This window comes from Acinetobacter sp. DMC2 (assembly GCF_056314305.1).
In genome coordinates this window covers 66,082-78,583 of sequence record NZ_JBQUYP010000007.1, presented here as the reverse complement: position 1 = coordinate 78,583, position 12,502 = coordinate 66,082, and the positions used below count along the sequence as shown (strand labels likewise).

The 12,502-nt window shown below is 37.6% G+C and carries 12 protein-coding genes; 2 read left to right on the top strand and 10 right to left on the bottom strand.

The annotated features are described in order from the left end of the window. Positions 1-47: 47 nt before the first annotated feature. Positions 48-1,076, bottom strand: a complete 1,029-nt coding sequence (locus ACT53H_RS15620) for a stealth conserved region 3 domain-containing protein (RefSeq protein ID WP_476009621.1) — start codon at positions 1,074-1,076, stop codon at positions 48-50. 203 nt (positions 1,077-1,279) lie between these two features. On the opposite strand from ACT53H_RS15620, the gene ACT53H_RS15615 reads away from it, so the two are divergent. Then, positions 1,280-1,498, top strand: a complete 219-nt coding sequence (locus ACT53H_RS15615; RefSeq protein ID WP_174732785.1) for a hypothetical protein — start codon at positions 1,280-1,282, stop codon at positions 1,496-1,498. A gap of 39 nt (positions 1,499-1,537) precedes the next feature. Here the strand turns inward: ACT53H_RS15615 and ACT53H_RS15610 are convergent, their stop codons facing one another. Next, complete coding sequence (locus ACT53H_RS15610; RefSeq protein WP_476009620.1) at positions 1,538-2,467, bottom strand: lipooligosaccharide outer core biosynthesis glycosyltransferase GtrOC6; 930 nt, start codon at positions 2,465-2,467, stop codon at positions 1,538-1,540. Positions 2,468-2,496: 29 nt separating this feature from the next. After that, positions 2,497-3,252 carry a glycosyltransferase family 25 protein gene (locus ACT53H_RS15605; protein WP_476009619.1) on the bottom strand — a complete coding sequence of 252 codons (756 nt, stop codon included), beginning with the start codon at positions 3,250-3,252 and terminating at the stop codon, positions 2,497-2,499. Between the two features lie 68 nt (positions 3,253-3,320). On the opposite strand from ACT53H_RS15605, the gene ghy reads away from it, so the two are divergent. Next, positions 3,321-4,211, top strand: coding sequence for a glycosyl hydrolase Ghy (gene ghy, locus ACT53H_RS15600; RefSeq protein WP_476009618.1), 891 nt, complete (start codon positions 3,321-3,323; stop codon positions 4,209-4,211). Here ghy and ACT53H_RS15595 read toward each other — a convergent pair. The 7 genes from ACT53H_RS15595 to glnE all read right to left on the bottom strand — a co-directional run bounded on the left by ACT53H_RS15595 (position 4,208) and on the right by glnE (position 12,477). After that, positions 4,208-5,242, bottom strand: a complete 1,035-nt coding sequence (locus ACT53H_RS15595; protein WP_476009617.1) for a glycosyltransferase — start codon at positions 5,240-5,242, stop codon at positions 4,208-4,210. The two genes, ghy and ACT53H_RS15595, sit on opposite strands and share 4 nt — an antisense overlap. 11 nt (positions 5,243-5,253) lie before the next feature. After that, complete coding sequence (locus ACT53H_RS15590) at positions 5,254-6,018, bottom strand: glycosyltransferase family 2 protein (protein ID WP_476009616.1); 765 nt, start codon at positions 6,016-6,018, stop codon at positions 5,254-5,256. Then, the gene (locus ACT53H_RS15585; RefSeq protein WP_476009615.1) at positions 6,015-6,770 is read right to left on the bottom strand and encodes a polysaccharide deacetylase family protein; all 756 of its coding nucleotides are present in this window, start codon (positions 6,768-6,770) and stop codon (positions 6,015-6,017) included. The genes ACT53H_RS15590 and ACT53H_RS15585 overlap by 4 nt, the downstream gene beginning before the upstream one ends. Then, on the bottom strand, positions 6,767-7,795 hold the full coding sequence (locus ACT53H_RS15580) for a glycosyltransferase family protein (RefSeq protein WP_476009614.1): 1,029 nt from the start codon (positions 7,793-7,795) through the stop codon (positions 6,767-6,769). The genes ACT53H_RS15585 and ACT53H_RS15580 overlap by 4 nt, the downstream gene beginning before the upstream one ends. A 22-nt stretch (positions 7,796-7,817) precedes the next feature. Next, positions 7,818-8,708, bottom strand: coding sequence for a mitochondrial fission ELM1 family protein (locus ACT53H_RS15575; protein WP_476009613.1), 891 nt, complete (start codon positions 8,706-8,708; stop codon positions 7,818-7,820). Between the two features lie 67 nt (positions 8,709-8,775). After that, positions 8,776-9,702, bottom strand: coding sequence for a branched-chain amino acid transaminase (locus tag ACT53H_RS15570; protein ID WP_004789093.1), 927 nt, complete (start codon positions 9,700-9,702; stop codon positions 8,776-8,778). A gap of 24 nt (positions 9,703-9,726) precedes the next feature. Further along, positions 9,727-12,477: a bifunctional [glutamate--ammonia ligase]-adenylyl-L-tyrosine phosphorylase/[glutamate--ammonia-ligase] adenylyltransferase gene (glnE, locus tag ACT53H_RS15565; protein WP_476009612.1), complete on the bottom strand. Its 2,751-nt coding sequence runs from the start codon at positions 12,475-12,477 to the stop codon at positions 9,727-9,729. Positions 12,478-12,502: the final 25 nt, after the last annotated feature.

The following is a 12,502-nucleotide window of genomic DNA, read 5'->3' as shown; positions in this document are numbered from 1 at the left end:
AAAAAACCCTGCTTATGCAGGGTTTTTTATTCATTAATTTTCAAATTTTAATGAGATATTTCTTTTTCAAAACTTGAGAGCGTTTTAAATTTTTGATCAAAAATTTGAATGATTTCTGTTTTAAGCTTTTCAAAATCGACCACGTGTTCATCGTCATTTAGACAAATTTGTGGAAGTTGTTCATTCTTAATAACCTGATTAATTTCAGGAAGATTTTGTAGCCTTAAGTTAAAGTTTTGTCCACGCTCAAATATATTGACAGGATAAAAACGGGATGAGCACAACTGCCACAATCGAAAAAGATACTGATTAACGTCTAAAGGCTGTCTAAATCGATGACTTGATACTTCTTTTAAGTAAGTCTCTTCAGTTTTCCAAACTTCTTCAAATACCGATTTCAAAAAAGGTTGAGGCAAATGAGTACTATAAAAACTTGAAAATTTTCGATTATATAAACTCAAAAAATTACCCAAATTACTGCTCATAGAATAGCGATAATTAAAAAGTGCATAGGGATTTTTATGGAATAATTTTCGCTTATCAAAATGCTTATTAATAATTGCAACATCAGTTAGGGCAACTGCGCCTAGAAAGTTCTCTTCACCTACGACCATAAGTGGCTGTAAATGCACACCATCACAAGGTAAACCATTTCTAAAAAAGAACTCAGGCTCTAAAGGCCTATTGATAAAAGTATCATCATTAAAATAGACAAAATGCTCTGCTAAACCATCTATTTTATGAATATTAATTTCAATAGCATGTGAGTTAAATGTCGGTAAACAGTTTGATTCCATGATTTGATCGTGTGTAACCAAATTTAACTTAGGATGATTTTTGACTAAAAATTCAGGGAAATGACCACAAGTCACCAGATGGATTTTCCTAACCCAAGGACAAAATTTTTCAACAGATCTAAACCAATAATGAAGATTATTCCAGTCGCGATAGCGACATTGCTCAACAAGTTCAACCACCTTTGTTTGAGCTACTTTGGATTTATAATATATATATTGTTGCTGCCATTTCGTATCGGTTGAGTCTACCCAAATCATTACAAAATCAACAGGCTGCATCAAACACATATCCAAATAAGTACAGAAACTTACTAGAAAATTTCAGATAAAAAATGGAATTCAAGGTTTATTAATGTTAATAAAAATTCACAATTCATTCATAATTTTAATTTTTCTATATAATCACCCCAATTAAGGCTCTCTTGAGATGACAGTGAGCAAATGGCATAATATCACCACTTTTTCTCCCTTGGTGATTCATTATGGCAATGCGCCCTGATGTACGTCGACATGCTTTAATCGTAATCGTATTCTCTCTTGCGCAATGGTTTTTCATGCGCTATATCCTTGCAAATGAATTATTTAACATCACTACAAGTCAACGTATTCTTTATTTCTGCGTAAGTAGCTTAGCAGGTGCATTGCTTATTTTTGTTGCGCTGATTTATATGGTTTTAAAAGGAAATGCGGATAAAAATTAATATCCGCTTCCCCTCATAAAGTTTAGATAATCCTAAAATTTATTTCCCAATATAGTTATCACATAACTGAATCAATTCCGGATGTCTATCATGCTGATGGACAATAGGAATGATTTTCTGGTTGCGATTGATAATAAAACCTTGATCATTAATCGTAATTTGATCTATTGGATACAATCCAAGAGTTACAATAATAGACTCAAATGGCTGACAGCGAGTTACATCAGCTAAATCATTGGTAATTAATAATTTATTGTGCATTGCCTGATCATAAATTCTTTCAGACATTTTTTGATATGGCTGTTTGCAGAACTCTTCAATCATTTTATTGATATAGACTTTAATCGAGTTCATATCTCCAATTGTGACACCTGAGCACGAAACCTGCTCATCTTTTGCACTATTATAAAAACTATTTCCATATGCATCGATAATCCATTTTTGATTATATTGCTCAGTGCCTATCGTATAATCTGGATTTTCCATACCAACAAAGAGCCCTTTGCCCAGATCTTTAAAAGGATTACCCTGAAAAAAAACATCTCGCACATCGCTGAGCAGCACATGTGAAGCATCAGGATGACTTTCTACAACTTCTTTATATTCAAAAAAGCGACTCACATGCGGATAGCCTGTGATTTTAAGGGCTTTTATTTTTGAATCAGGAACTGCTTCATTTACAGTTAATCCAATAATTTTCTTAAGAATATTCTTTATAAACTTAAACTTGTAAATACCTGAGTATTTTGACTTCGATTTAAATTTCCCAATCGTTGAAACTTTAAATTCAATTTTAAAATTTTTGATATTTGAAAATGCATTAACAAACTCTGACATTTGCTCTTTATAGATAATTAAAGTCAAAATGCCATCAAAGTCTGTCTTTTCCAAAGAATATACAAAAGAAGAAATGAGGTCAGCACTGTATCCAGTTGCTGACCCGATAATAATATTTTTTTGCTTAGTCATAAAATTAGTAAGAAAATCTAAAAAAACGACTAAATTATATATTTATTAAGTATATATTTCTTTAGTTTAACTCTTAGGTAACGTAACAAATCTCTATCATCTTGTGAAATAGGAGTAATTAAGCTTCTTTCCTTTTCTAAATAACTTAACGCATCATTATTTTCGATGATCGGGTGATCGAATAAAAAGCTGACATAAAAACTGAAATCACCTCGTCCAACAAGATCTTGCCAATGGTCGTAAATTTTGATCGGCTGATGATAATCAACCAACATCTGCGCCATTTTACGGTCTACAACATAGGCATACGCATAGGCTAGTTTTTCGAGATAATCATAATCAACTTTTAGAATTTTTTGGTTATACAACTCTTCGGATAAAAATTTTCCACGAACGCGATTACATATTTTCATTTGAATACCGCCCAAGCTTAGGAAAAAGCACGGACCTAGATTCAAAGAATGAATGTGCTTTTCTAAGTCTTGGAAATCAATTTCAAAACGTTCGATCACATCATCTTCAAAAATAATTGCATATTCTTCATCTGAGTTTAAAAAATCTTTTAGTGCAGCAATATGAGACATGGCACAACCAAGCTCGCCAGGCGTCATCGGTTTTTTCTTGCCTGCTACACCTTGTTGAAAATATTCACTGACGCTTAAATTCTTACCGATTACCCCAAACTGCTTAAATTCATCGCGATATTTGTAAAATGTTGCTTGAGAGTACAACTTTTTTAAACGTTCACTATTAGCAGATTCAATACTGATTAAATATTTTTTCATTTCATTCAAATGTTAAAATGAGTCAGGGATAGTCTATCTAATTATAGTTATATCGAGTGTAAAATTTAATGCTAAATCGCCTGATTCAAAAAAAATGGTATAAATACCAACAAGCAAAAAAAGCAAAATCTTTTGACTCTCATTGGTATATGCGTTTTGGCTGGTTAGAACAACCGTTTACTACACTTGAGCAACTAGATTCTCTCTTTGAGATCCACTCCCCTAAAAAGTTTACATTTGCAGATAGCTTTTATGCTTATGAAAATGGCCGTCATTTCATTTTTTTTGAAGAAGTTGATGACGAACATCCTGTAGGTTTTCTTTCAGTTTTAGAAGTTTTTAAAGAGGGCACCTACACGCCACCAGAGACAATCCTAAAGCTCGACTATCACCTTTCTTATCCTTGTATATTCAAAGTAAAAGATACTTGGTACATGATCCCAGAAACTTCTGCCAACAAGACGATTGAACTTTGGAAATGTACTGAATTTCCACTGAAATGGGAAAAGCATTCTAATCTGATCGAGAATATCGAAGCAGTCGACAGCACCCCTTTCTATCATGAAGGCTTATGGTATCTTTTTACTTCAACGCGTCGTGATTGTAAGAAATTTGGTGATCGTTTAGATCTATTCTTTACCGAAGATATTTTACATCCTAACTGGCAAGAACACCCAATGAATCCAGTGTGTCGAGGCAGTCAGCAGTTCCGTATGGCGGGTAAACCTTTTATTTATAAAGGACAACTGGTTCGTCCAAGCCAAGATTCGTTAAAACGTTATGGCGGTAATATCGAATTAAAGGCAATTACTCAGCTTAGCCCGACAGCTTACGAAGAAAAATTACTAGAAGTAGTTTTACCAGACTGGAATCAGGCTGATGACGGTTGTCATACCATTAATGTCGAAGATAACTTTGTGGTACTTGATGCTATTCGCCTTACGCCGAAGAATACTTAAGTTTTCAGCAGGCCTTTATAAATATTAAGCGTCTGCTCAGCCATGGCTGGTACAGTCAGTTCAGCCTTGGCTTTTGCATACAAAGGGTCAAAGTCATTTTGAGCATCAGGTTGAAGTGCATATTGAATTGCTTTTGCCAAACCTTGTGCATCTCCAATTTCTGCCAAATACTGCTCTGGCAGCCACTCGATCACGCCATTCACTTTGGTTGAAGCCATTGCTTTATTAGCCTGTAAAGCTTCGACCATGACGAGTGGAAAACCTTCACGATCTGATGACAAAACCACAATATCTGCTAATTGCATCAGATCTCGAGCATCAGTTCTAAACCCAAGAAAAGCGACCCGATCTTGCATGTTTAATTCACTGACTTGTTTTTCTAAACTTGCTCTAAGTGAACCATCACCAATAATCCATAAATTGGCATCGATCTGTTGCATCGACTCAATCAGTAAACTGATATTTTTTACTGGCTCTAGACGTCCAATACACATAACAACTTTTTTACTTGCATCTAGCTCAGCAAAATCTTTTTGAATTGATTGAAATAACTTTTCTTTATTTTCAACTGTAAGTACGGGTTGAGGATAGACCCCGTTATAAACCACATGTGCTTTAGACTCTGGAATGCCTTGCGTGAGTGCTTGGCTCACCGCAATAACAGCATCACCTGCTAAATAGGCAGATTTATTCTTTTTAGTACCATGTACTGTTGTCACAAACTTTGGGCCAGATAAAAATGGCTTAATTCGGGCAATCAGCTCAGCCGCCTTTCCTGCTTGTGCATGAACAATAGCAGGTTGAATTTGCTGGATAAGATTTTTAAGTTGCCAGAGTAAAAAAATATTCCAACGGCTACGTGCAAAATCAACCGCATGAAAATTTACTTGTTGGCTAAATTTGTCTAGATAGCAAGGATGTGCAATCACATGTACTTCATGATTTAAAGCGAGCTGATTAACAAGGTTAAAAGTGTGCTGCTCTAAACCACCAATTCCACCACTAGTTGCCAATACCTGAACAATTTTCATAGCTTGCCTACTTATTTTTTATCTTTATTCATGGTCTGTTCAAATAGTTTGGCTTCTTTTAGAAAAGCATAAAATGCGTTGATCATACTATTAACGAAACCACGCCAACCATTTAAGAAACTACGACGAATAAAATAAGACTTCATGAAAGTCACAGGCATTACCAAAACCAATTTTGCAACACTTGGAGACTTTCCTTTTTGGTATTTCTCTAATGCTTTGAGGTTGGAATATTGGTTATTTTTTTCGACTTTAACAAAAATGCTCGACTCGCCATAATGATAAATATCATGTTGAGCACGCTGAGAATCACCTTCTACAATCACATTTTCATGGACCTTATTGGCAAGGTCGTAATGCCCTTTAGACTTACGGAAAAAACGCACCTTTGCATGTTTTTTAGTATGTTTGCTGTTGGGAACACCTAAAAACACATCATTAATCGGTGTAATTAAAGCATCAAGCTTATTTTGCTGAATGGTCTCAACAATTTCTTGTTTTAACTCGTTAGATAAGACTTCATCACCATCTAAATTAAATACCCAATCATTTCGGCATTTCGCTAGAGCCAAACTTTTTTGCCCTGCATAGCCTTGCCAGTCTTGATGAGAAATTTGAGTATTTTCAAAACTCTGAGCAATTTCATAAGTATTATCAGTACTGCCCGAATCTAAAATAATAACTTCATCAAACTCACTGACACTTTGCAAAGTTCGCTCTAACCAAGCACCACAATTTAAAGTGACAATATAGACACTACATGGAATTTTATTCATAACTTATAACGTCCTTTAGCAAGGGCGATACGCATCTGTAAAGCATTCATGGCACCATGCGTGCTGACACGTGGAATATTAAATTGATTAACTACTTCGTAAGCTTCGATTTTTTTACGCGTCGATACAGCATTTTTAAAGCCAATCTCTTGAGCCATTTTCTGGTGCTTTTCGTTAAATCGACCAAATGGATAGGCAAAGCTTGGGCACTTCCCAACTAATGCTTCAACGTCACGTTTAGACTGAAGCATTTCATCATAAGCGGTTTGATCGTCAAGCTTAAGTAAGTTCACATGGTGTTGGGTGTGCGCACCAAATTCAATGAAACCAGAATTCGCCATTTCATGAATTTGCTCATGAGTTAGCTTTTCGATTCCTTCAATTTGCGTCGCCAAATAAATGGTTGCCTTTGCATTATATTTTTTAAGTAATGGATAGGCATAAAGATAATTATCCATAAAGCCATCATCAAAACTTAAAGCAACGACATTTTTTTGATTACGATATTGTTCAAGCTCAGAGACAAAACAAAAAGTACTCCCCTTACGTGTCAACAACTGTAAGAGTTGTTCAAACTTTTCAGGAGGCATATTCATACCAGAGGCTGCATCTTTAGGTGTAACCTGATGCAACATCACAACGCGCGGTAGTTTGTTCGAACGAAACGGAAGCCAGAAAGTATAATTACCCAGCACATATAACAGTGCAGCAAGTGCTAGTAGGCCTACCGCAACGTACAAAAACCACATCATGCATAAACCTCATGTGACCATTCATAATCTTCTGAAAGGGCCTGCTTAAATGTCACTTCAACCATAAATTGGGTGATGCGTTTAGCATTGAAAGATCTACGTGTTTTCTCCCAGCCCTCTTTCGCTATTTTTTCAGCCTGATCTGGGTTTTGATCAAAGAATTGGATCTTCTTGGCCAAGTCAAACTGATCGTCAAAGTAAACCACTTCCTGCTCAGTGTAGAGCTTCTCAAAGCCCGGAATTCTTGGGCTAAAAGTCAATAAACCATTACCAGTCAGTTGTACAATACGGTCAGAACTATACAGAGTTACATCATTACGGCGTGAGTAATTAAGTCCCATTTTTGTTTCAGATAGAACTTTATAATACGCTTTACCGTAAACACCCGGTTGCTCAAAACAACCATAATATTGGTAGTTCACATGGCCTTGTTGCAACGCATCTGCTAAGTCCTTTAAGAACTTCTCACGCTCAGGTTCTTTATAGACCACACCACAAAAAATAAAGGTCTTATCCGTATTCACATTTGAAAATTGCTGTAGTGTTTCTACATTACGGTGACCCACATTTGGTAGATAGGCTACGCTTAAATGCGGCTGTTTTAATTTTTGTAGATATTCACCACCGGTTGTACAGAAAATAGCATCTAAATATGGCGAGAATGCTTTAACAAAGTCGAGTTTGCTTTCAAGATAAAGCGGGTCAACATACCAAAATGCAATTTTAGTATTTGGATAAGCTTCTTTAATCTGTCTTAAAACATCTGGACTCATTAAGTCACTATGCCCAATCAGCACTAGATCAGGTTCAATATTATTAACGACCTTTAGAACTTCTTTATTAGCCCAATTGGCACCCAGTTTTTTTGTTTTAAAAATGGTTCCCATACGAGCCATGTCACGAAAACTAAAATCATAAACGAAATGGCCATTTTCAATTAATCCGGCAGAAATTTTACGGTCTGTGCAGTAAAAATGGGCGCCTTGTTTATTAAAGCCAAAATTCGCAATATGCAATATTTTCATTTATTTACTCAAAATAAAAAATTTAATTTTTCGCTAAAAGATATGTTGCCACACGGTCTGCTTCTTTAAAAGCATAAGGTTGTGGTAACTGTACAACACAAGTCTGCTGTGAAATTAATTTTGATTCTAACATTTGATCAACTGAGTGGGTAATCCGGTCATCTTTCAACCGGTCCATTGCCATTACACCGACTCGACAACCTGCGGTAAGCGCCTCAAAAATCATAGACACGCTGTCTTCTGTTACCCAAACTGCTTCTGCTTTTTGCATTTCTTCAAAAATCCAGCCTTGAGGTGTTTGATCAACTGGAAATATTTGTAAATGCCCAGCAAAGCTTTGCTGTCTTAAAGTATCGATAAATTCTGCTGGTGTACGGCGTGAAGTTGTCAAAATAATCTCAGCGGCTGGATTATTCTCAACAATTTTCTGAACACTGCTTAATACTTTGTTTTGGTTCCATTGATGTCGTTTAGATGAACCACCTAAAGCAATTAAAATTCGGTCTTTTTGATGGCGGTTTTCATTACGAATTGGATTTAATGCCCCACGTGTGACAATCACATGGCTGTCGGCGTGAATACCGTCATGTTCTGGAATAACAGCGTAATCAAAGCAAACCATAGGTAAGTTAGGCTTCATCAAAATAATAGTTTTGGCTTTTCTAAAAATTTTGCCAAGTAACCAGACACGAAAGTGTGTGTGGCTTCCCACGCCAAATATAAAATCAGGTGTTTTTTTTAATAACGATTTTTTTGAAGAGAAAAGTGCCTGAATTAAAGAAATAATTGGCAAATCAGAAATAAGGATCTCTTCAAAAGTTGTTTCTGGCTGTTGTCTTTGCATTGCCTGAAACAAGCCTAATGCTTGTGAACGGTGCCCTGCCTTACCATCAGAGACATAGACAATATGCATAAAAGCTCCCGAAGCCAAAAATAAAAAGGCGAAACTTATGTTCGCCTTTTTATGTTAACGGATTAACTTATTTTACGTAAGTTAACCAGTGTTCATATTTCGGATTTCTACCTTGAACTGCATCAAAGTAAGTCTTTTGAATTTCAGTAGTAATTGGGCCACGGCCACCTGTACCAATTGGACGGTCATCGTATTCACGAATTGGCGTTACTTCCGCAGCAGTACCTGTGAAGAATGCTTCGTCTGCAATGTAGAATTCATCACGTGTAATACGACGCTCAACAACTTGATAACCAAGATCTTTAGCAATCGTCATTACTGTTTGACGTGTAATACCATCAAGCGCACCACCAGCGATATCTGGAGTGTGTAAAACACCATCTTTAATTAAGAATACGTTTTCACCAGAACCTTGGCACACATAACCTTGTGGGTCCATTAACATTGCTTCGTCATAACCAGAATGTGCAACTTCTTGGTGAGCAAGAATTGACAACGTGTAGTTACCAGATGCTTTTGCTTTACACATCGTCACGTTTGGATGATGGTGAGTAAATGATGAAGTTTTAACACGAATACCATTCGCCATTGCTTCATCACCAAGGTATGCGCCCCACGCCCATGCTGCAACTGCGGCATGAATCGTGTTATTTGTTGCTGCAATACCAAGTTTTTCTGAACCGATCCAGATTAATGGACGTAAATAGCAAGAAGCTAATTTATTTTCACGAACAACATCGATTTGTGCTTGTTCAAGCGTGGCTTGATCATACGGCACTTTCATTTGATAAATTTTTGCTGAATTTAACAAACGTTTTGTGTGGTCTTGAAGACGGAAAATTGCAGTACCTTTAGGCGTTTCATAAGCACGAACACCCTCAAATACGCCCATACTGTAGTGTAATGTATGGGTTAAAACGTGAATCTTTGCATCACGCCAATCAATTAATTTTCCATCTTGCCAAATAAAACCATCACGATCAGCCAAATTCATGGAACACTCCAAATTGTTATAAAATCATTCACTATCCAACTCAACCGAAGCGGTTGGGTCTATTAATCTTTGCCATAAATTGCAAACGACCGCACGGGTACTACGCCAGTCCGCTGCGCTTACTTGCATGGATTGATTTGCAAGGGCTAAACGGTGGCTTTCGGCACGTTCACTAAGATAGGCTCGAATTAATGCTGTGGCATCTTCACTGGATAAGCAGTCTGCTTTAGCAGCATCTTCTAATATTCTTACATTATCAGAATAATGGGCGAGATCGGGTTTCGTCCCGCTCCATGCAAGTACAGCATACTGTGCCATAAATTCGATATCGACGATACCACCTGCGTCCTGTTTTAAATGAAAAATACCATGTTTTTTTTGTTCAGAAGACGAACCTAGGTGGTCTTTCATTTTCTGACGCATTTTCAACACTTCCTCACGAACATAAGCCTCATCTCTAGATTGAGTCAATATCTCGCGTCGAAATATTTCAAATTTCTGGCAAAGTACCTCATCACCTGCAATAGAGCGGGCACGTACTAATGCCTGATGCTCCCAAAGCCACGCACTTTTCAACTGATAGTGTTCGTAAGCCTTAAGACTTGTCACCAATAAACCGGCCTCACCTGAAGGTCTTAACCGCGTATCAATTTCATAGACACGACCATCTAGGGTTTGAGTGGTCATGAGTGACATAAACTTTTGAGCGACACGCATAGCAAACTCAAAGCCACTAATTGACTTCGTTCCATCCGTATCTGCTTGTTCATCTAGATAATGAATAAAGACAAGGTCCAAGTCAGAACCATAGCCAAGCTCAATCCCACCTACTTTGCCATAACCAATAACAGCAAAGGCTTTGTAGTCAAGTGAGCAACGTTTTCCATCGACATCACATGGATAACCATGACGCTTTGCTACGGTCTGATAAGCTAAATGAAGTGTTGCATTAACACTCACTTCAGCAATATCGGTTAATGCATCAGATACTTTCATTAGCGGGCTTTCAGCTAACACATCACTTGCCGCAACAGTGAGTACATTGCTCTTTTTAAACAGTCGAAGTGCTCGCATTTGGTCTTCAACTTGATCAATTTCAATACGAAGCAATTGCTGACGTAATGAATCTTCTAAGTCCTTACGCTTTGGTAACTCAAAGCCCATCGATAAAAACTCATCAAGCAGTACTGGATATTGTGTTAGCTCTTCACAAATCCAAGGACTTACAGTCGCCATTTTAACTAAGCGTTGCAATGCACCTTTACTTTCAATCAACATCACCAAGTACACGGTTCGGCGCATGACTGATTCAATCAGCGGCATTAAGCGCAAAAGCGCAGTTTGAGGTTGTTCTGACTGTAAGATTACTTCAATTAAATGAGGCCAGAATGTTTTTAAACGCTGGACAGCATTTGAAGGTAATTTTTTGAGTGCGTGACCGTGCCAGAATTCATGAATCAGATTTTTCGCATTGTCATCCAACACTTCATCTAACTGCTGCTCTAACTGTCCAAAGTTTTCAGTTGCGGCATTGGAACTTGTATCTTCAATGAGCTGCTTAAATTGAACTTTAACTTTTTGACGTTTCTCGTTAAGAACATCAATAAACTCATCCCAACTCGCAAAACCCAAGGTGTCGATAATACGCTGTCTTAGGTCTACTTCTTCTGGCAACAGTTGTGTTTGTTGATCATTGAGGGCTTGAATCGCATGTTCAACACGGCGCAAAAATAGATAAGCATCTTCAAGTTCTAAAACAGCTTGTCTTTCTAATAAACCCGCTTCACCAATGTGTTCAAGGCTGACTAAACACTGACGGTCTTGAAGCTCACGTTTAGAGCCGCCGTAAATAAGCTGGAAGACTTGAACAATAAACTCAATTTCGCGAATACCACCTGCCCCGAGTTTAATATCATCCTCAATATGACGACGCAGAACTTCACGCTCAATCATCGCTTTCATGTCACGCATCGCGGCAAAAGCGGTGTAGTCGACATAACGACGGAATACAAAAGGACGTGTCATTTCCAACAAGTCTTGTCCTTCTTTACCTCCCGTCACAACACGCGCTTTAATCCACGCATAACGCTCCCACTCACGACCATGCTGACTTAAATATTTTTCTAAAGCTGCGTGACTAATTGCTAATGCCGAGCCATCTCCCCAAGGACGCAAGCGCATATCAACCCGAAACACAAAACCATCAGCAGTAATGTGCTCAAGTAAATAAATGAGTTTTTGTCCCCACAAAATACAGAACTGCTGTACATCAATACATTTGCGGCCATTGGTTTCGCCTTGCTCATCAAAGGCAAAAATTAAATCGATATCACTCGACAAGTTAAGCTCTTGAGCACCAAGTTTACCCATGGCAACCACAATCAAGTCTTGGACTTTGCCAGAATAACTTAACGGTTCCCCATGTTTCGCCACAAGTGCTAGACGCGCAAAATCCTTTGCTGCACAAATACTGGCATCGGCAAAATCAGAAAGTTCGCGAGTAAGTGTGACAACATCGGTAAGCTGATTGGCATCCTGCCAGATCCAGCGGAACATTAATCGACTACGTAAAATACGCAATCCACGCATCCAAAGCGTTTCATCACCAATTCCATCTAATGTGGTTTGTACAAATTGATAAATCTGTTCGGTCGAGAGCGGTGCAGCAAATTGATCTATTTGATAATCTTGTTCTAAAACAGCTTGATGCAAACCTAAAACTTGTTCTGCGTACTGACTAGCACGCAATGTTTTTTGTAACTGCTCCGCATTCATATAAAAAAGCTCTTTTCCTCGTACT

Excerpts from the sequence above, each read along its gene's own strand:
- ACT53H_RS15620 (WP_476009621.1), bottom strand. The coding sequence starts at position 1,076 with ATGCAGCCTGTTGATTTTGTAATGATTTGGGTAGACTCAACCGATACG.
- glnE (WP_476009612.1), bottom strand. The coding sequence starts at position 12,477 with ATGAATGCGGAGCAGTTACAAAAAACATTGCGTGCTAGTCAGTACGCA.
- ACT53H_RS15580 (WP_476009614.1), bottom strand. The coding sequence starts at position 7,795 with ATGAAAATATTGCATATTGCGAATTTTGGCTTTAATAAACAAGGCGCC.
- ACT53H_RS15570 (WP_004789093.1), bottom strand. The coding sequence starts at position 9,702 with ATGAATTTGGCTGATCGTGATGGTTTTATTTGGCAAGATGGAAAATTA.
- ACT53H_RS15605 (WP_476009619.1), bottom strand. The coding sequence starts at position 3,252 with ATGAAAAAATATTTAATCAGTATTGAATCTGCTAATAGTGAACGTTTA.
- ACT53H_RS15590 (WP_476009616.1), bottom strand. The coding sequence starts at position 6,018 with ATGAATAAAATTCCATGTAGTGTCTATATTGTCACTTTAAATTGTGGT.
- ACT53H_RS15575 (WP_476009613.1), bottom strand. The coding sequence starts at position 8,708 with ATGCATATTGTCTATGTCTCTGATGGTAAGGCAGGGCACCGTTCACAA.
- ACT53H_RS15585 (WP_476009615.1), bottom strand. The coding sequence starts at position 6,770 with ATGATGTGGTTTTTGTACGTTGCGGTAGGCCTACTAGCACTTGCTGCA.
- ACT53H_RS15610 (WP_476009620.1), bottom strand. The coding sequence starts at position 2,467 with ATGACTAAGCAAAAAAATATTATTATCGGGTCAGCAACTGGATACAGT.
- ACT53H_RS15595 (WP_476009617.1), bottom strand. The coding sequence starts at position 5,242 with ATGAAAATTGTTCAGGTATTGGCAACTAGTGGTGGAATTGGTGGTTTA.
- ACT53H_RS15615 (WP_174732785.1), top strand. The coding sequence starts at position 1,280 with ATGGCAATGCGCCCTGATGTACGTCGACATGCTTTAATCGTAATCGTA.
- ghy (WP_476009618.1), top strand. The coding sequence starts at position 3,321 with ATGCTAAATCGCCTGATTCAAAAAAAATGGTATAAATACCAACAAGCA.